The organism is Myxococcus llanfairpwllgwyngyllgogerychwyrndrobwllllantysiliogogogochensis (genome assembly GCF_006636215.1).
In the GTDB taxonomy this organism is placed as follows: domain Bacteria; phylum Myxococcota; class Myxococcia; order Myxococcales; family Myxococcaceae; genus Myxococcus; species Myxococcus llanfairpwllgwyngyllgogerychwyrndrobwllllantysiliogogogochensis.
Map to the genome: position 1 here is coordinate 49426 of NZ_VIFM01000033.1, position 16756 is coordinate 66181.

Genomic DNA, 16756 nt, shown 5'->3' on the forward strand with positions numbered 1-16756 from the left:
TGGCCTACCGGGAGGGTAGGCCCCTGAAGAGTTGCCCGGTTGCTCGCCCGACGAGCGCTTACCCGGGGTGAAGCATGTCTATAACACGTCGGTTTCAGGCGCCGTTCCCCGCCTCAAGATTGGGGAACGACTTGCTGCCTTCAAGGGAACACCCGGAGCCGACTCGGGTGTCCGCCTGGGGTGTCAGCGGCCCTGCGCTGACTGCCCACCCTGGAGCCCTCCCACCTCCAACGCCTGGAACAAGAACGCGTACTGGTCCGCGCTGGATTCAATGCTCTTGGCCACCTGGTCCGCGCCACCATGTCCCGCGTTCATTTCGATGCGGAGCAGGGCGGGTGACAAGCCGCCAGGTGCGTTCTGCACCGCCGCGATGAACTTGCGAGCGTGCATGGGGTCCACCCTGTCATCGTGGTCCGCGGACATCATCAAGAGCGCGGGGTAGCGCACGTCCGAACGGACGTGGTGGTAGGGCGAGTAGGCGTGAAGCGTCCGGAAGTCCTCGGCCTTCTCCGCCGTCCCGTACTCGGGAATCCACGTCCGCCCGCTTCCGAAGAGGTGGTAGCGCACCATGTCCAGCAAGGGCACCTGGCACACCACCGCGCCGTACAGCTCCGGGCGCTGAGTCATGGCCGCCCCCACCAGCAGGCCGCCGTTGCTGCCGCCCTGGATGGCCAGGCGGCGGGGCTGGGTGTACTTCTCGCGGATGAGGTACTCGGCGGCGGCGTGGAAGTCGTCGAAGACGTTCTGCTTGTTCGCCTGGCGACCGGCCTCATGCCACGACGTCCCGTACTCGCCGCCCCCGCGCAGGTTGGCCACCGCATACACGCCTCCCGCGTCCAGCCAGGGCAGGATGCTGGCTCGGAAGCTGGCCTCCATGTTCACGTTGAAGCCGCCATACCCGTACAGCAGCGTGGGGGCGTCACCGTCCCGCTTCAGGCCCTTTCGGTACACCAGGAACATGGGCACGCGGGTGCCGTCCTTGGAGGGGTAGAAGACCTGGTCCACGGTGTAGGCCGTCGGGTCCATGGGCAGCTCCACCTGGGCCCACAGCTCTGACTTCCCGCTCTGGACGGACGTCTTGTAGACGCGCCGGGGCGTGGTGAAGGACGTGAAGACGAAATAGGCCTCATCCTCGTCCTCCAGGCCGGACAGGTTGGAGGCCGCGCCCACGCCCGGCAGCTCCACCTCGCGCACGGGCTTGCCCCGCAGCGTCGTCACGCGGATGACGGTGGTGGCGTCCTTCATGTACTCCAGCGCCAGGTGCCCCCCGACGATGTTCATCGTCTGGAGCGAGGCCACCGGGTCCTCGGGGACGATTTCCTTCCACGAGGCACGTGCGGGGTGCGCCGGGTCCACCTCGAACACGCGCTGGCGCGGAGCGCCCTCGTCGGTGTTGACGTAGAAGCGGCCCTTCCAGGCCAGGGCGGTGTAGCGGGCGCCCTGCCCCTTCACCAGCAGACGGAAGTCCTTCTCCCCGGGCCGCTTCCAGTAGATGTCGTTCTCGTTCCAGCCCCGGAGCACGTAGACGAAGAGGAACTGGCCGTCGCGGCTCAAGTCGCCCTGGAGGAAGGTGCTCGGGTCACCCGTGTGCGGGTGCACCAGCGCGTCCTTCGCGGGGTCCTCGCCGAGCGCGTGGAAGCGCAGCGTGGTGTATCCCGGCCGCGCGTCCACGGGGATGGAGGCGTCGGTGGGCAGCCACTCGTAATAGAAGCCCTTGCTGTCCGGCGTCCACCGGGGCTGGGCGTACTTGGCCCCTTCGATGACATCCGCCTTCGACCACTGGCCCGAGTCCACGTCCACCACGTGCAGCACGGCCTCGTCGGCCGCGTTGGGCTTTTGCGCGAAGACGAGCTTCTTGCCGTCCCACGAAGGTGCCCACGTGCCCAGCGACACGGAGCCGTCCTGGCTCCAGCCGTTCGGGTCCAGGAGGACTTTCTCCGCGCCCTTCTCACCGTCGCGCCAGTAGAGGACCGCCTTCTCCTTGTCCTTGTGGGTGCGCATGTAGAAGTAGCGGCCCGCGCGCCGGCTGGGCATGGAGATGGAGTCCACGTAGAACAGCTCGCGGAAGCGGCGCACCAGCGCGTCGCGGCCGGGCACCTTCGCCAGGGCCTCGCGCGCGACGGCATCCTGCGCCTTCATCCACGCCTGGACTTCGGGTGCCTTCTCGTCTTCCAGCCAGCGGTAGGCGTCCGACACCGGCACGCCGTGCACCGTGTCCACCACCGCGTCCACCCGTGTCGCCGGGTATGCCATGCGCGAGTGTTCCTCCTGGGCCCGCGCCCCCACCGGAGGCGCTTCCCGTTCCGCCGGCTTCGAGCCAGCGCAGGCAGAGAGCATCAACCACAAGGCGGGCAGGGGCAGCCGTCTCATGGAGCCAGCACATACAGAAAGCCCCACGCCCGTCCCACAAAAACCGTGGGCCGCCTGGAAGGCCGGCCCTGCTCCAGAATGGATGGGGCGCGTCGGGCCTGCTGCCTGGCCCTTGACGCGCCCCGTCACATCTCAAGGGGCCGCCCCTGGAAGAGGCGGCCCGGCGCCGCGCTAGGCGGATTCCTTCTTCGGCTCCGCGGGCTCTTTCTCCGCCGCGGAATGGAGGATGACGGGCTCGCTCTTCTTGAGGATGACCTCCTCGGAAATGAGCACCTCGCGCACCGTCTTGCGGGACGGGATTTCATACATCACGTCCAGCATGGCCGACTCGAGGATGGAGCGCAGGCCGCGGGCACCGGCCTTGCGGCGGATGGCCTCGCTGGCGATGGCCTTGAGCGCGCCGTCGGTGAACTTCAGCGCCACGCCGTCCAGCTCGAAGAGCTTCTTGTACTGCTTGGTGAGCGCGTTCTTCGGCTGGTTGAGGATGTTGATGAGCGCGGGCTCATCCAGCTCCTCCAGCGCGGTGATGATGGGCAGACGGCCGATGAACTCCGGAATCATGCCGAACTTGAGCAGGTCCTCCGGCTCCACGTGCTTGAGCAGCTCCGTGAGGTTGCGCTGCTTCTTGGACTGGATGTCCGCGCCGAAGCCCAGGCTGCGACCACCCAGGCGCCGCTCGATGACCTGGTCCAACCCGCCGAAGGCGCCACCGCAGATGAAGAGGATGTTGGTGGTGTCCACCTGCAGGAACTCCTGCTGGGGGTGCTTGCGGCCACCCTTGGGCGGAACGTTGGCCACCGTACCTTCGATGATCTTCAGCAGGGCCTGCTGAACGCCCTCGCCGCTGACGTCGCGGGTGATGGAGGGGTTCTCCGACTTGCGGGCAATCTTGTCGATTTCGTCGATGTAGACGATGCCGCGCTGCGCCCGCTCGATGTCGTGGTCGGCCGCCTGGAGCAGGTTGACGATGATGTTCTCGACGTCCTCGCCCACGTAGCCGGCCTCGGTGAGGCACGTGGCGTCCGCAATCGTGAAGGGGACGTTGAGGATGCGCGCCAGCGTCTGCGCCAGGAGCGTCTTGCCGCTGCCCGTGGGGCCCAGGAGGAGGATGTTGCTCTTCTGGAGCTCCACGTCCTCGAGCGCGACCTTGGACTCGATGCGCTTGTAGTGGTTGTGAACGGCCACCGACAGCGTCTTCTTCGCCCGCTCCTGGCCAATGACGTACTCATCCAGCACGGCCTTGATTTCAGAGGGCCGGGGGATGCGCAGCTTGGTGTCCTTGGTCTCCTCGCGGTCGATCTCCTCCGCGATGATGTCGTTGCACAGCCCGATGCACTCGTCGCAGATGTAGACCGTTGGCCCCGCGATGAGCTTCTTCACTTCCTTCTGCGACTTGCCGCAGAAAGAGCAGCAGAGGGTCTGGTTGTCTCGCTTCTCCACGTTCTTGCCCGCCATGAAATCCCTCGCTGCGCCTGTAAAGCCGCCACCCTGCCTCGCGCCACCCGACCCGGCCTCAAAGCAATCTAGTCAGCCCCCATCAGGGACGTCCACGCGCCTTCCCGGTACTTAACAGGGAGAGTGGGTCGGCGCAGAAAGCAGAAAGCCGGAGGCGCGGGGACGAATTCCCGCGGCTCCGGCCACCGGCCGAGGCGTCAAGCCCCGGCGAACGGCTACTTCTTCTCGTCCTTGCCCAGCCCCACGACCTTTCGGGGGTTCTGGATTTCATCCACGATTCCGTAGGCTTTCGCCTCCGTGGCGCCCATGAAGTAGTCGCGATCCGTGTCCTTCTCGACGCGCTCGATGGTCTGCCCGGTGTGCTTGACGATGATCTCGTTGAGCTTCGCCTTCATCCGCAGGATTTCCCGGGCCTGGATTTCGATATCCGTGGCCTGGCCCCGCACCCCGCCCAGCGGCTGGTGGATCATGATGCGGCTGGAGGGCAGCGAGTAGCGCTTGCCCTTCGTCCCGGCGAGCAGGAGCACGGCCCCCATCGACGCCGCCTGCCCCACGCAGATGGTGGAGACCGGCGGCTTGACGTACTGCATCGTGTCGTAGATGGCCATGCCCGCCGTCACGGAGCCGCCCGGCGAGTTGATGTAGATGTTGATGTCCTTGTCCGGGTCTTCGGACTCGAGGAACAGCAACTGGGCGACGATGACGTTGGCCACGTCATCGTCGATTTCGGTGCCCAGCATGATGATGCGGTCCTTCAGGAGCCGACTGTAGATGTCGTACGAGCGCTCACCGCGGTGCGTCTGCTCGATGACGTAGGGAACGGGCATGAAGGGCATGTCGACCTCGAGTAGCGGGCTGAAGCGCTGAAGACGGCTCGGAAGAGAACCTCAGGAATACTTCGCCCGGCCCTTCAGGAATTCAATCGTCTTTTCCTCGCGCAGTCGCAGAGACAACCCGAGGCGCTCGTCCGGACCCTTGAAGTACTTCTTCACGGCGGCCACCGGCTGGCCCGCCTCGACGGCGAGCTGCTCGATGCGCGCTTCCACGTCCGCCTCGGACGCCTGCACGCCCTCCTTGAGGGCGATGGACTCCAGGAGCAGCGTGCCCTTCACTTCCTGGAGGGCCTTCTCGCGCATCTCCTCGCGCAGCCGGTTGAAGTCCAGGTTCAGACGGCTGGGGTCCACGCCCGAGCGCTGCAGCTGCTGCAGGGCGCCACGCAGCATGGAGTCCATGGCGCGCTCCACCATGGCGCGGGGGACCTCGAACGGGTTGCGCTCCACGAGCACCTTCACCAGGGCCTCGCGCTCGTCGTTGTCCGCTTGCGAACGGCGCGCCTTCTCCATGTCGGTGCGCAGCTTGCCGCGCAGCTCCTCCATCGTCTGCGCGATGCCCGTCTCCTTGGCGAACTCGTCGTTGAGCTCGGGGCTGATCTCCTTCTTCAGCGCCTTGAGGGTGACGTGGAAGCGGCCCGTCTTCCCCTTCACCTCTTCCACCCGGTAGTCCGCGGGGAAGGCGTAGTCGATGTCCTTGGACTCGCCCACCTTCACGCCTTCCAGGGCGGCGATCTTCGACTCCACCAACTCACCGGGCTGCACCTGGACGGTGATGCCCTCGGCCTTGCTGCCGGTGAACGGCTGGCCGTCCACGGTGGCGTCATAGTCCACGGTGGCGTAGTCGCCGGAGGCCGCCGAGTCGCGGTCGGCGACGGGCTCCAGCCGGCTCAGCGACTGGCGCATGCGGTCCAGCTGCTCGTTGACCTGCTCGTCGGTGACGGCGGCGTCCGACTTCGTCAGGGGCAGCTCCGCGTACTCCTTCGCCTCGACCTTGGGCTTGACCTCCACCCGGGCCTCGAAGGTGAACGGAGCGTCGGCCTTGAGGCCCGCGTTGGTCACCTGCGGGCTGGCGACGACCTCCACGTTGTGCTCGCGCACGGCGTCCAGGTAGGCGGTCTGCACCACGCGCTGGATGACCTCGTCCTCGACCTGGTCCTTGAAGCGCTGCTCCAGGATGCGCCGGGGAACCTTGCCCTGGCGGAAGCCGGGCAGCTTCACCTGCTTACTCAGCGCGGAATAAGCGCGGTTCAGCTCTTCCGCCACGCGGGCGGACTCGACCTCGATGGAGAGCTTCTTCTCAACGGGAGAGAGCTCCTCGACCTGGACCTTCATACGGGCCTCGCTCGCCGCCGCCTCGGACAGTCGTCCCGAGCGGCGCCGGTTAAGTGGGACGTGCGCCTTTAGGGGATAGGCACGAACGGGTCAACGCGAAATGGGCGAGGAGGGACTCGAACCCTCACACCTTGCGGTACCAGATCCTAAGTCTGGCGCGTCTACCAGTTTCGCCACCCGCCCGGATGCGCCGCGTGCCGTGTTCCGTACATACCGCGAAACGTCCGCTGGACATCAGCATGCGGCGGCTGCTCGGAAAAACAAACGGGGCCTCTCCATTGCTGGAGAGACCCCGTAATGAGAGCGGAGGGAATCGAACCCACAACCTATGGATTAAGAGTCCATTGCTCTGCCAATTGAGCTACGCTCCCGGCACTGCGCTTGGCCCGTCGGCTGCGTGACGTCCAAGTGGCGGCGGTAACTATAGAAGGCCGGCCGCGCTGTCAAAAAGTATTTTCGTCCCCCCTGCATTACCACGCTGAGCGATCACCTCTCGGAGACGCCGAGTCCGGGTGACGCCGCGCCGCCCGCCCCACGGGCTGGCGCCACCGTGGGTCCTCGCGCGGATGAAACAGACTCCCAGCACCTCTGTTGAACGGGGCCACGTCGGGCCTTCCATCCCAGTCCACCGGGACGGCGGGCACGCACGGCCCCCCATTCGGGATTCGCACGGGTGCACCGCCGAGGCACAGGCGGGCGGACGGAGGTCGTCCGCCCTTTTCGCGCAGGACGTATGCAGGAGACGACAGTGACGGAAGCCAACATGTCCCCGAAGGTGGAAGAAACGGGCTCGGCCCTCGGCAACTGGAGCCGGGAGCGCATGGAGCTGATTCGACGCACCATCTGCCCGCGGGGAATCAGCGAGGACGAGTTCGCCCTCTTCATCGAGCAGTGCAAGCGCAGCGGGTTGGACCCCCTCCTCAAGGAGGCCTTCTGCGTGGCCCGCCGGCAGAACATCGGCAACCGGGAGCGCCCCAACTGGGTGAACAAGTACGAGTTCCAGCCCTCCGAGGCCGGCATGCTCGCCCGAGCGGAGCGCTTTCCGGACTTCAAGGGCATCCAGGCGAGCGCGGTGTTCGCCGAGGACGATATCGTCGTGGACCAGGGCAAGGGCGAAGTCGTGCACCGCTTCAATCCGGCCAAGCGCAAGGGTGCGCTGGTGGGAGGCTGGTCTCGCGTGGTGCGCGACGGAAAGCTGCCCGTCGTGGTGTGGCTGGACTTCAGCGGGTACGTCCAGCAGACGCCGCTGTGGGCCAAGATTCCCACGACGATGATTGAAAAGTGCGCCCGGGTGGCGGCGCTGCGCAAGGCGTATCCCGAGGCCTTCGGGGGCTTGTACGTCCGCGAGGAGATGCCGGCGGACGACTTCGAGCCGGTGGCCACAAGCCATGCGGAGCCCCCGGGCGCCTACGAGGTGCTGGGCGCGCGTCCCGGCCCGGTGAAGGCGTCCTTCCCCACCCTGCCCGCCGCCGCGCCCGCCAGGGAGGAGAAGCCACAGAGGCTGGACGTCGACGTGCCGCTGGCGCCTCTTCCCCCCAAGGAGTCGGCGAAGGCCGTGGAGGTGGATGCCGCTGAAGCACCCCACTCCCCCGAGCCGTCCGCCCCGCGCGCCAGCCTCAAGGCCAGCGCCGTGGTGGTGGCGTTCGGTCCGTACAAGGGGAAGACAGCCTCGGAGCTCTCCGACGAGGAGCTGAGCGAGAGCATCGAGTTGGCGAACGAGAAGCTGATGGAGCAGCCCCGTGCGCGCTGGGCCAAGGCGATGCGAGACAACCTGCTCGCGCTGGAGGCGGAGACGGAGCTGCGCTGCCGGGTGCCCACCGCCGACAAGGGCAACGGCGCCTCGCACGGAGCCTGATCCACACCCGGACGCGGTGAAGTCCTCCTCCGCCGGAAGAGCCTCGGCGGAGGACGGGCCACGCGGATCCACGGGTGCGAAGAGGCGGACGTCTCTCCGGAGGCGCCGTTGCTCGGGCGCGGATCATCGGAGTGACAGGGTACTGGAGCGCGCTCGGAGGGACTTGAACCCCCAACCCCTGGGTTCGAAGCCCAGTGCTCTATCCAGTTGAGCTACGAGCGCAGAGTACGGATGGGGAAAAACGTGGGCGGCCAACCGGGGTCGAACCGGCAACCTCTGGAGTCACAGTCCAGCGCTCTAACCAGTTGAGCTATGGCCGCCGTTCCGCAACGGCGTTTGAAGCGTGGCTTCCCTACCGTGGAAAGCCGGGCCAGTTCAAGGCCCAAATGTCACAGCAGCCAGGTTGGCGCCCCAAGCAGGACTCGAACCTGCGACCCCCGACTTAGAAGGTCGGTGCTCTATCCAGCTGAGCTATTGGAGCTGGCCGGGCCGCCTGCTTCCACTTCGCTACTTAAAGTCGGGGCGAGAGGATTCGAACCTCCGACCCCCTGCGCCCAAGGCAGGTGCGCTACCAGGCTGCGCTACGCCCCGAAAAGTAGAGTGCGGCATTGTTGAACCATCGCGGACGGACGCGCAAGGACAACGTGTCTGACCAGCTCGCTCAAGTGCCCGTGGTGAGCATCAGCAGCCTGGGCTTCATCTTCCGGAAGGCCGCGCCCCGGTGCGACACGGCGGACTTCTCCTCCGGGGTCAGCTCCGCCATCGTCCGGCCACTGTCCGGAAACATGAAGATGGGGTCATAGCCGAAGCCATGCGTCCCGCTCGGCGCGTGGCCGATGCGGCCCTCGCACCGCCCCTCCTCCACGTGCGTCCGGCCGTCCGGCCACGCCAGCGCCAGCGCGCAGCGGAACGACGCCGTGCGCTTCGCGTCGGGCACCCCGGTCAGCGCGGAGAGCAGCTTCTGGTACCGGGCCTTGTCATCCCCCGGCGCGTACCGGGCGGACAACACGCCGGGCTGGCCATCCAGCGCGTCCACGCAAAGTCCGGAGTCGTCCGCCAGCGCGGGCAGTCCGGTGGCCCGGGCATACTCCAGCGCCTTCTTCACCGCGTTGGCCTCGAAGGTGTCGCCGTCCTCCTCGGGCTCGGGGATGGGCGGCAGGTCCCCAAGCGACACCACCTCCACCGAGTCCCCCACCAGCTCCCGCAGCTCGCGCAGCTTTCCCTTGTTGGTGGTGGCGAAGAGGAGCTTCGACGTGCCCGTCGTCATTCGAGGGCCTTGGCCTGCGCGACGACGAGCTGCTGGATGGCGGCGAGCCCCCCGTCGAGCATCGCGTCCATCGTCTTGCGGTCGAAGAGCTGGTGCTCGGCGGTGCCCTGCACTTCCACCATGCGCCCGTCCCCCGTGGCCACGATGTTCAGGTCCACGTCCGCCTTCGAGTCCTCCTCGTAATCCAGGTCCACGCGCACCTCGCCCCCCACCACGCCCACGGACACCGCGGCCATGGGCGTCAGCTTGGGCGTCTTGGTGAGGGTGCCCGCCTTCTGCAGCGAGCGCAGCGCGAGTACCAGGGCCACGTAGGCGCCCGTAATCGAGGCGGTGCGCGTGCCGCCGTCCGCCTGAATCACGTCGCAGTCCAGCGTGAGGGTGCGCGTGCCCAGGGTGGTCAGGTCCACCGCGGCGCGCAGGGAGCGGCCGATGAGCCGCTGGATTTCCATGGTGCGGCCGGTCTGCTTTCCCTTGGCCGCCTCGCGGTGGCTGCGCGTGTGCGTGGCCCGGGGCAGCATGCCGTACTCGGCCGTCACCCAGCCGGTGCCCTTGCCCATCAGGTGCGGGGGGACGCGCTCCTCGGTGGAGCACGTGACGAGCACCTTGGTGTGGCCAAACTCCACCTGCACGGAGCCCTCCGCATAGCGGGACACTCCGGGGGTGATGATGACGGGGCGAAGGTCCAGCGCACCACGTTGGAAGGAACGCACGGCGAGCTCCTGGGGAAGTGAGGCGAGCGTCCCTTCTCTACCAGAGCCGCGCGGCGCGCGTGGCGTCCCCATCGCCCGCCTGTCCAATCGCCGAGCCCATCAGGGGGAGACGGGGCCCGCCACCTGGGCGGGCCGGGCGGCATCCCGCCGACGCGTCTCACGCAGGAAGGCGAGCACGCCCTCGCTGATCGCCTCGGCCAGCTTCTCCTGGTAGTCGTCCCGCCCCAGCCGCATGCCCTCCTCCGGATGGGAGATGTAGCCCACCTCGACGAGCACGGCCGGACACTCCACGCCGGAGAGCACGAAGAAGGGCGCCTGTTGCACGCCCCGGTCCGCCGCGCGTGTGCGAGCCACCAGGCGGGGGTGGATGGCATAGGCCAGCCGGGAGGAATCCGAGTGCGCCTCCGTGCGGACCAGGTCCTCGAGGATGAGCGCCAGTGTCGAGTCGCCGCGTGCCACGCGGGACATGGGCGCCTCCGCGTTCTCCCGGTCCGCCACCGCGAGGGCCGCCTCACCCGAGGCACTGGCGGACAGGAAGTAGGTCTCCACGCCCTCGGTGCGCGCGCGCATGCGGGGCGTGGGCATGGAGTTGGCGTGGATGGAGATGAAGAGGTCCGCGCCGTGGTCGTTCGTCATCTCCACGCGCTCGGTGAGCGTCACCAGCGCGTCGCGCTCCCGCGTCAGGTAGACCTCTCCACCCGCCGCCTCCAGCTTCGAGCGAAGCCGGTGGGCAATCTGGAGCGCCACTTCCTTCTCGCGCAGCGCGCCCGGCCCCTTCGCGCCTTCCTTGATTCCACCGTGCCCCGGGTCGATGACGATGCGCGCGGGGCGCTCGCCGGCACCGGCGGTGACGGGGACGAGCCAGAGGAAGGCAACGAAGGCCAGGAGGGGGCGGAGGGACAGCGGCATGCCGGGGTGGAATGCTAGCGGAGCCCCACCCCGGGCGCGAAATCCCAGCCCGGCCCGGGTTCGGAAGCTCGGCGGTCCGGCGGTTCAGCCGATGACTTCGATTGCGGGGCGCCCCGCCCGGACTTCACCGATGAGGGCCGCGTCCACGCCCGCCTTCTCCAGGGTCTTGAGGGCCTTGAGCGCGTCGCTCGCGGGCACGCTGGCCAACAGCCCACCGTTGGTCTGCGCGTCGGCGAGCACCCACTGAATCGCCTCCGGCAACCCCTTGGGGAAGCGGACCTTCTTCTGGACGTGGGCCAGGTTGGACCGGGTGCCGCCGGGCACCACCCCCGCCTCGGCCAGCGCGGGCACTTCGGCGATGAGGGGGATGCGCTCCAGGTCGATGGCCGCGCGCGTCTTCGCGCCCGTCATCATCTCCAACAGGTGGCCCAGAAGGCCGTAACCCGTCACGTCGGTGAGCGCGTTCACCTTGAACCTGCCGGACGCGAAGACCTCGCCCGCGGCGCGGTTCAGGGTGGTCATCACCGCGACCACGCGCTTCTGGAGCTGCTTCGAGGCGAGCCCGCGCTTGATGGCCGTGGTCGCGATGCCCGTGCCCAGCGGCTTGGTGAGCAGCAGCACGTCGCCCGGCTTCGCGCCCGCGTTGGTGAGGACCTTCTTCGGATCCACCACGCCGGTGACGGCCAGGCCGTACTTGGGCTCCGGGTCTCGAATGCTGTGGCCCCCGAGGATGGAGATGCCCGCCTCCTCCACCTTGGACTGGCCCCCCGCGAGAATCTTCGACAGCACGGACAGCGGGAGGCTGTCCGGGAAGCCGACGAGGTTGAGCGCGAACAGTGGCTTCGCCCCCATCGCGTAGATGTCCGAGAGGGCATTCGCCGCGGCGATGGCCCCGAACTGGAACGGGTCGTCCACCACCGGCGGGAAGAAGTCCACCGTCTCCACCACGGCGAGGCCGGGCGAGAGGCGGTAGACGGCCGCATCGTCGTTCGTGTTGAAGCCCACCAGGGCCTGAGGGGCGCGGGAGGATTTCAGTCCCCCCAGGATTTTCGACAGGTCCCCGGCCTTGAGCTTCGCCGCGCATCCCGCGCAGTGACTCAGCTCGGTGAGGCGCAGGCGCTTCACCGACTTCGCGTTCGCCACGGCGTGTTCCCCTTTTCGGACCCGCCCGGATGAGGGGCGGGCCAGGTGTCCGACTCAGATGATGCGCACGTACTCGCGCTTGAGGAGCTGTACCAGACCCTCCGCCGTGACGACATCATCCGCGTCCGCGCGGTCCAACACGCCCACCAGGGTGCCCTGGTTGATGACCAGCTGGAGCACGTCCAAAAGCTCCGGCGTGAGTTCCTTGAGCGGCGCCGCCAGTGGGACGACGAGTTGGAGCATCGCCTCCGGGGGCGGCAGGCTCGGCTGGAGGCGCTTGAGCTCGTCGAGCTGACGGAGCGCATCCATCAGCAGCGCCTCCGTGGACGAGTCCAGCTCCACCATGAACTCCTGGGTGTCCGCCGGACGCAGCTCGAAGTCGCCCTGCTCCCAGGTGATGATGCGGTTGAAGCTCTTCTGCGGCCCCAGGTTGTGGTTCTCGTTGATGACCGCGTAGTACACGCGACCCTGGCGCAGGTAGATCTTCCCCTCCTGGGCGCTGTTGACGACCAGCACGCCGTTCTTCTTGGAGGTGTGGAAGAGCTGCAGCAGGTCCGGCAGGGGGATTTCCTCAATCTTCCCCGTCATGGAGCTGCCCTTGGTGGTGGTCCGCGCGGCCTGGGCGGCGGCGGCCTCCTCCAGCTTCAGCTTGGCCATGCTCTCGTCCACGTTGGCGCCGTCAGCGCCCTGGTGCACGAGCTTGAGGATGGAGGTGCCAATGAGGATGCGGTCCCCCTCCTTGAGCCGGGCCTGCTTCACCTTCTCGCCGTTGACGAAGGTGCCGTTGGTCGAGCCGAGGTCCTCGATGGTGATCTTCCCATCCGAGAAGCTGATCTTCGCGTGCTTGCGAGAGACCATGTCCTCGACGAGCACCATGTCCAGCTCGCTGGAGCGGCCGATGACGATCTGCTTCTCCGCCTTCAGCGGGAACTCTCCGCCCTGGTACTTCCCGGAGATGAACTTCAGGGCATAGGTCTTCGTAATATCCATGGTCATCAACCCGCCTGCTCCACCTTGCCGGGGTCCTTCACCAGGTTGAGATACATCTGCGCGCTCTTGTTGTCCGGGCTGCGCGCCAGCACGTCCTCCCACACCTGCACCGCCTCCGCCCTGCGACCGGCGGAGTACAGCGCCACGCCGTACTGGATACGGCCTGGGATGAAGGATGGGTTCTGGGCGATGACCTGCTCGTACTCGGCGATGGCCGCCACGTTGTCACCCGCGTCGCGCAGGGCGTTGCCCAGCTTGAGGCGGATGTCCACGAACTGGGGACACAGGCCCAGCGCGCGACGGTACTCCTCGACGGCCTTCTGCCAGGCGCCGCTGGACGCGTACACGTCGCCAATCTCGCCGTACATGTTGGCGATCTTCTTCTCGACGTAGGGGTCCAACTCACCGGGGCCGGTCTTCTGCCGGGACAAGGCGGCCTGGTAGACCTCCTTCGCCTCGGCGTACTTCCCCATGTCGTTGTAGATGACCGCCAGGTTCAGCGCCGCTTCGGTGTACGCCGGATTCAGGTTCAGCGCGGACTCGAACGCCCGCTGCGCCCGGGCGAACTGGCCCTGGTCGTGGTAGATGATGCCGAGCATGTTGAATACGTCCGCGAACGTCGGATTCTGCTCGACGATTTTCGCGAGGTACTGCTCGGCCTGGGCGTACTGCTTCTTCTCGAAGTAGCCGCGCCCGAGGGTCAGTAGCTGCTTGAGGGGCTCTTCCATGACTCGGCCCGTCCTCGGGCCCTGCCTCCGACGCAGGTAGCCTACATGAGCCCGGGCGAAAACAAGAATTCATCACCGTGAAGCGTGAGCGACAGCGACCGTTGGCCCCGGGTGTCCACCGGCCTCGACGGGAGAGAGCCCTGCAGCCGCCAGTGCTCCGTGACGACCGCCTCCTCCCGCTCCAAACGGATGTACCACGCCTCCGCCCGATAGACGCGTCCTCGCATCATCTTCAGCTCTTCCCATTCGGGTCCCGCCACTCCGGGATTTCCCGGCACGGTCAGCCGACTCAGGGCCTCCGCGTTCGCCGTCTCGAGCGCGCGGCGCCGGGCCTCCAGCGCGGCCACCACGGCGACCAGTCGAGGGGCGGCGGAGGGCTCGGGTTCCCAGTCTCCATTCTTGAAGACGAAGGGCACGCGCTCCACGCCGGCCGTGCCCACCTGGGTAGGGCCCAGCGTCCCCTTGAAGTCGAGGGTGGCGAAGGCCTCCGCCCGCTTCGCACCGGGCTCCACCGTCACGGTGATGCGGGCGAAGTGGTGCTCCTGGGAGACGAGCGGCGCGGCCGCGTGGGGGATGGGCAGGGAAAGCCCGTAGGCCTCGGTCTGCTTCAGGACGGTGATGACCTCAGCCTCGGGCCCCGCGGCGAAGCCCAGGAGCCGGGGGACGAGCACCGCGCAGGCGGCGAGCACCGCCAGTCCGGCGATGAACAGGCCGCCCAGGCGGCTCCATTGCTGCGTCGTCCTCACGTGCCCAGCATGCGCTGGGCCTTCTCCGCGGCGGGAGTCCCGGGCAGGCGGCGCAGCACCTGGCGCAGCGTCTCCTCCGCGCGCTTCGGGTCATTCAGCTTCACGTACGCCTCATGCAGGTCGAAGAGCGCCTCCTCCTCGAAGGGCGTGCCCGGATACTTGGTGAGAAGGGCCTCCAGTCGCTGGGCGACGGCCTTCCAGCGCTCGCGCTTCGTGTAGAAGCGGGCCACGTACAGCTCGTGCTCGGCCAGCCGCTTGCGCGCCTCGTCCGCGTGCTTCTTGGCCTCCGGGGCGAACTCCGAATCGGGGTACTGGCGGAGGAACTCCTCCATGGTGGACAGCCCCGCGCGAATCTCCACCTGGTCCTTCTCCTCCGAGGGCGGGAGGGCGAAGAAGTCGGAGGGATACTCCTCCACGTGGGTGAGGGCGGAGCGGAAGGCGGCGTAGTCCACCTTGGCGTGGGTGGGGTGGAGCTTGATGAAGGACTGGTACTGGTCCCGGGCCTCCGGAAAGGCCTCGCGAGCGAAGTCCAGGTCCGCCAGTCGCAGCTCCGCTTCGCGCGCGGCCTCCTGGTAGGGGAACTTGGCGCGGACGTACTCGAAGTACTTCTGGGACTTGAGGAAGTCCTTGTTCTCCAGGGCCTCGCTGCCGAGTCGGAGGTTCTCCTCGGCGGTGACGGCGTAGTCAGGGTCTCCGCCCTGCGTGCCGGAGAGGGCGGCGCAACCGGAGGTGAGCAGCAGGACGGTGGTCAGGAAGGCGACGGCGGAACGCATCGGCGCCACGCTATTCGTCCGGCCCCGAGGGGTCCAGCGAAGGTTCTCCCAGGAGCTGATGGATGACGTCCTGGGAGAATCCACGACCCGACAGGAACCGTGCGGCGCGGGCCCACGCCTTCCCGTCGGGCGGGCGAGCCGACAGCCCCCGCTTCTCCAGGGCCGTGCGCGCGGCGGCCACCGCGTCGAACTCCACCGCGTCCCGGGCGGAGTCGAGCGCACCTTGGGCCTCGTCCTCGGACAACCCATGGGAGTGGAGGCGATGGAGGACGGCCGCGGGCCCCTTGCCGCCCTTCAGGAGGGAGGCGGCGCGCTCGCGGCCGAAGCGGGTGTCGTCGAGGTAACCCCAGCCCTGGAGCCGGGCGAGCGCGGCGGCGCGCACGGAGGACGGGAAGCCCTTTTTCTCCAGGGCCTGGAGCAGCTCGTGGCGGGTGCGGGCGCGGGCCGCCAGGAGCTTGAGGCCCGCATCCGTGGCGCGCTGGACGGCCTCCGGTCCTTCATCCTCCGAGAGCATGGCGGGATACGTAGCATGTGGTAACAGGCGCGGGCATGCACCCTGTCCTCGCCCGCTTCCTCACCGCCGATGTCGCGAAGGAGACGCTCCGCAAGCAGCAGGCGGGAGAGTCCCTCGCTCCGGAGGAGAAGTCCTTCACCGAGGCCGCCAAGGCTCACCCGCGCCAGGCCTCCATCCTCATGGACGTGGGAGGCCGCGTCCTGTCCTCGGATGCCCAGGCCGCGCTCGTGCTGCTGGCGGCCCATGCCTCGGCGCGCGCGCTGATGGAGGACGCGGAGCTGGCCGAGCCGGCTCGCAAGGCCCGCGAGGCGCTGGCCGAGGAAGGCGCCAGTGAGGAGGAGACGGACGCGTTCATCGCCTCCATCCTCCTGGAGGAAGCCTTCGGCTACGCGCAGGACGTGGATTCGTTCGACCGGGACTACGTGAAGGAGTCCCTGGGCGAAGTGCCCGCGCTGGCGGGGCTCACCAAGGAAGCGGTGGACGCCCTCTTCCTCGGGTTCGTGAAGGGCGCGCCGAACGACGGCGAGCGCAAGGTGCGGGAGACCATGGCCCGCGCGCTCTTCGACATCGCCTGGGAAGAAGGGCCCGCGCCCATCAACCCCGAGCACATCGATTCGCTCTTCGACGCGGAGATCGCCAACAAGCCCGAGGAGGAGCAGGAGGCCAAGGTGCACGCCACCGCGCAGCTGCTCCAGGTGCTCTCGCGTGAGGGACTCATGGGGCCGCTGCGCCTGTCACGGCTGCGCGCCATGCTCGGCGAGGAAGACGCGTAGAGACGAAGCTCGCGGCTGAAGGGCCCGGGGCGACTGGAGGGGCGAGCCCCCTGCCCTGCCTCAACGTCAAGCGCTCGGACGGTCCTGGTCAACCGCTGAACCGGCCGAAGCCACCGCTCGGAGCGAGCCGGCCCCTCTGGACGATGCGGCTCCCGCTCCGCGCGACTCACGCAGGCGAACCGTCCAGTCGGCGGGTGCTGACGGGCTGCCGTGCGGGGCGACTCACTCAGGCCAGCGGGCCCATCCGTTCGATTGGATGGGCACCGCTGTCACATCAGAAGCGTTCGATCTGGAAGTCGTCGTCGCCGCCGGCCGCCGGTGCGGGCGCGGGGGCCGGAGCGGGAGGACGTGCGGCGGG

Annotated in this window: 15 protein-coding genes and 6 tRNA genes; 2 read left to right on the forward strand and 19 right to left on the reverse strand. The window is 67.9% G+C overall.

The window, feature by feature from the left end:
* Positions 1–183: 183 nt before the first annotated feature.
* From FJV41_RS11170 to FJV41_RS11195, 6 genes are all read right to left on the reverse strand, one after another.
* Positions 184–2253 (reverse strand): prolyl oligopeptidase family serine peptidase, encoded by a 2070-nt coding sequence (locus tag FJV41_RS11170; RefSeq protein WP_141642434.1) that lies wholly within the window; start codon positions 2251–2253, stop codon positions 184–186.
* A gap of 288 nt (positions 2254–2541) precedes the next feature.
* The gene (gene clpX / locus FJV41_RS11175) at positions 2542–3825 is read right to left on the reverse strand and encodes an ATP-dependent Clp protease ATP-binding subunit ClpX (protein WP_141642435.1); all 1284 of its coding nucleotides are present in this window, start codon (positions 3823–3825) and stop codon (positions 2542–2544) included.
* Positions 3826–4040: 215 nt separating this feature from the next.
* The gene (clpP, locus tag FJV41_RS11180) at positions 4041–4661 is read right to left on the reverse strand and encodes an ATP-dependent Clp endopeptidase proteolytic subunit ClpP (RefSeq protein ID WP_141642436.1); all 621 of its coding nucleotides are present in this window, start codon (positions 4659–4661) and stop codon (positions 4041–4043) included.
* 51 nt (positions 4662–4712) lie between these two features.
* Positions 4713–5990 (reverse strand): trigger factor, encoded by a 1278-nt coding sequence (gene tig, locus FJV41_RS11185; protein ID WP_141642437.1) that lies wholly within the window; start codon positions 5988–5990, stop codon positions 4713–4715.
* A 101-nt stretch (positions 5991–6091) separates the two neighbouring features.
* Positions 6092–6173: transfer RNA gene (locus FJV41_RS11190), tRNA-Leu, on the reverse strand.
* Between the two features lie 115 nt (positions 6174–6288).
* Positions 6289–6361, reverse strand: a tRNA-Lys gene (locus tag FJV41_RS11195).
* A 392-nt stretch (positions 6362–6753) separates the two neighbouring features.
* Between FJV41_RS11195 and bet the strand changes: the two genes are divergently transcribed.
* The gene (bet, locus tag FJV41_RS11200) at positions 6754–7845 is read left to right on the forward strand and encodes a phage recombination protein Bet (RefSeq protein ID WP_141642450.1); all 1092 of its coding nucleotides are present in this window, start codon (positions 6754–6756) and stop codon (positions 7843–7845) included.
* A gap of 148 nt (positions 7846–7993) precedes the next feature.
* Here the strand turns inward: bet and FJV41_RS11205 are convergent.
* The 13 genes from FJV41_RS11205 to FJV41_RS11265 all read right to left on the reverse strand — a co-directional run bounded on the left by FJV41_RS11205 (position 7994) and on the right by FJV41_RS11265 (position 15625).
* A tRNA-Arg gene (locus FJV41_RS11205) sits at positions 7994–8067 on the reverse strand.
* 24 nt (positions 8068–8091) lie between these two features.
* A tRNA-His gene (locus FJV41_RS11210) sits at positions 8092–8165 on the reverse strand.
* Between the two features lie 84 nt (positions 8166–8249).
* Positions 8250–8326 (reverse strand) — tRNA-Arg (locus tag FJV41_RS11215).
* A gap of 36 nt (positions 8327–8362) precedes the next feature.
* A tRNA-Pro gene (locus tag FJV41_RS11220) sits at positions 8363–8436 on the reverse strand.
* Positions 8437–8506: 70 nt separating this feature from the next.
* Positions 8507–9112, reverse strand: coding sequence for an XTP/dITP diphosphatase (locus FJV41_RS11225; protein WP_141642438.1), 606 nt, complete (start codon positions 9110–9112; stop codon positions 8507–8509).
* The gene (gene rph / locus FJV41_RS11230; protein ID WP_141642439.1) at positions 9109–9822 is read right to left on the reverse strand and encodes a ribonuclease PH; all 714 of its coding nucleotides are present in this window, start codon (positions 9820–9822) and stop codon (positions 9109–9111) included. The genes FJV41_RS11225 and rph overlap by 4 nt, the downstream gene beginning before the upstream one ends.
* A 99-nt stretch (positions 9823–9921) precedes the next feature.
* Positions 9922–10731, reverse strand: a complete 810-nt coding sequence (locus FJV41_RS11235; RefSeq protein WP_141642440.1) for an N-acetylmuramoyl-L-alanine amidase family protein — start codon at positions 10729–10731, stop codon at positions 9922–9924.
* Between the two features lie 84 nt (positions 10732–10815).
* Positions 10816–11856, reverse strand: coding sequence for a selenide, water dikinase SelD (selD, locus tag FJV41_RS11240; protein ID WP_281291403.1), 1041 nt, complete (start codon positions 11854–11856; stop codon positions 10816–10818).
* Positions 11857–11928: 72 nt separating this feature from the next.
* On the reverse strand, positions 11929–12864 hold the full coding sequence (locus FJV41_RS11245; RefSeq protein ID WP_141642451.1) for an FHA domain-containing protein: 936 nt from the start codon (positions 12862–12864) through the stop codon (positions 11929–11931).
* A gap of 5 nt (positions 12865–12869) precedes the next feature.
* The gene (locus tag FJV41_RS11250; RefSeq protein WP_141642442.1) at positions 12870–13592 is read right to left on the reverse strand and encodes a tetratricopeptide repeat protein; all 723 of its coding nucleotides are present in this window, start codon (positions 13590–13592) and stop codon (positions 12870–12872) included.
* 41 nt (positions 13593–13633) lie between these two features.
* Positions 13634–14338: a hypothetical protein gene (locus FJV41_RS11255; protein ID WP_141642443.1), complete on the reverse strand. Its 705-nt coding sequence runs from the start codon at positions 14336–14338 to the stop codon at positions 13634–13636.
* A complete protein-coding gene (locus tag FJV41_RS11260) occupies positions 14335–15111 on the reverse strand; it encodes an outer membrane protein assembly factor BamD (RefSeq protein WP_174458555.1) in 777 nt (258 codons plus the stop codon). The genes FJV41_RS11255 and FJV41_RS11260 overlap by 4 nt, the downstream gene beginning before the upstream one ends.
* A 10-nt stretch (positions 15112–15121) precedes the next feature.
* Positions 15122–15625 (reverse strand): regulatory protein RecX, encoded by a 504-nt coding sequence (locus FJV41_RS11265; protein ID WP_141642445.1) that lies wholly within the window; start codon positions 15623–15625, stop codon positions 15122–15124.
* A gap of 35 nt (positions 15626–15660) precedes the next feature.
* Between FJV41_RS11265 and FJV41_RS11270 the strand changes: the two genes are divergently transcribed.
* Entirely contained in the window at positions 15661–16398 is a 738-nt protein-coding gene (locus FJV41_RS11270; RefSeq protein WP_141642446.1) for a hypothetical protein, read from the forward strand.
* The last annotated feature ends 358 nt before the right edge of the window (positions 16399–16756 follow it).

Bases quoted from the DNA above. Each gene is read 5' to 3' on its own strand.
- FJV41_RS11250 (WP_141642442.1), bottom strand. From the start codon at position 13,592: ATGGAAGAGCCCCTCAAGCAGCTACTGACCCTCGGGCGCGGCTACTTC.
- FJV41_RS11245 (WP_141642451.1), bottom strand. From the start codon at position 12,864: ATGGATATTACGAAGACCTATGCCCTGAAGTTCATCTCCGGGAAGTAC.
- clpP (WP_141642436.1), bottom strand. From the start codon at position 4,661: ATGCCCTTCATGCCCGTTCCCTACGTCATCGAGCAGACGCACCGCGGT.
- FJV41_RS11260 (WP_174458555.1), bottom strand. From the start codon at position 15,111: ATGCGTTCCGCCGTCGCCTTCCTGACCACCGTCCTGCTGCTCACCTCC.
- FJV41_RS11235 (WP_141642440.1), bottom strand. From the start codon at position 10,731: ATGCCGCTGTCCCTCCGCCCCCTCCTGGCCTTCGTTGCCTTCCTCTGG.
- FJV41_RS11265 (WP_141642445.1), bottom strand. From the start codon at position 15,625: ATGCTCTCGGAGGATGAAGGACCGGAGGCCGTCCAGCGCGCCACGGAT.
- bet (WP_141642450.1), top strand. From the start codon at position 6,754: ATGTCCCCGAAGGTGGAAGAAACGGGCTCGGCCCTCGGCAACTGGAGC.
- clpX (WP_141642435.1), bottom strand. From the start codon at position 3,825: ATGGCGGGCAAGAACGTGGAGAAGCGAGACAACCAGACCCTCTGCTGC.
- tig (WP_141642437.1), bottom strand. From the start codon at position 5,990: ATGAAGGTCCAGGTCGAGGAGCTCTCTCCCGTTGAGAAGAAGCTCTCC.
- FJV41_RS11270 (WP_141642446.1), top strand. From the start codon at position 15,661: ATGCACCCTGTCCTCGCCCGCTTCCTCACCGCCGATGTCGCGAAGGAG.
- FJV41_RS11225 (WP_141642438.1), bottom strand. From the start codon at position 9,112: ATGACGACGGGCACGTCGAAGCTCCTCTTCGCCACCACCAACAAGGGA.
- FJV41_RS11170 (WP_141642434.1), bottom strand. From the start codon at position 2,253: ATGGCATACCCGGCGACACGGGTGGACGCGGTGGTGGACACGGTGCAC.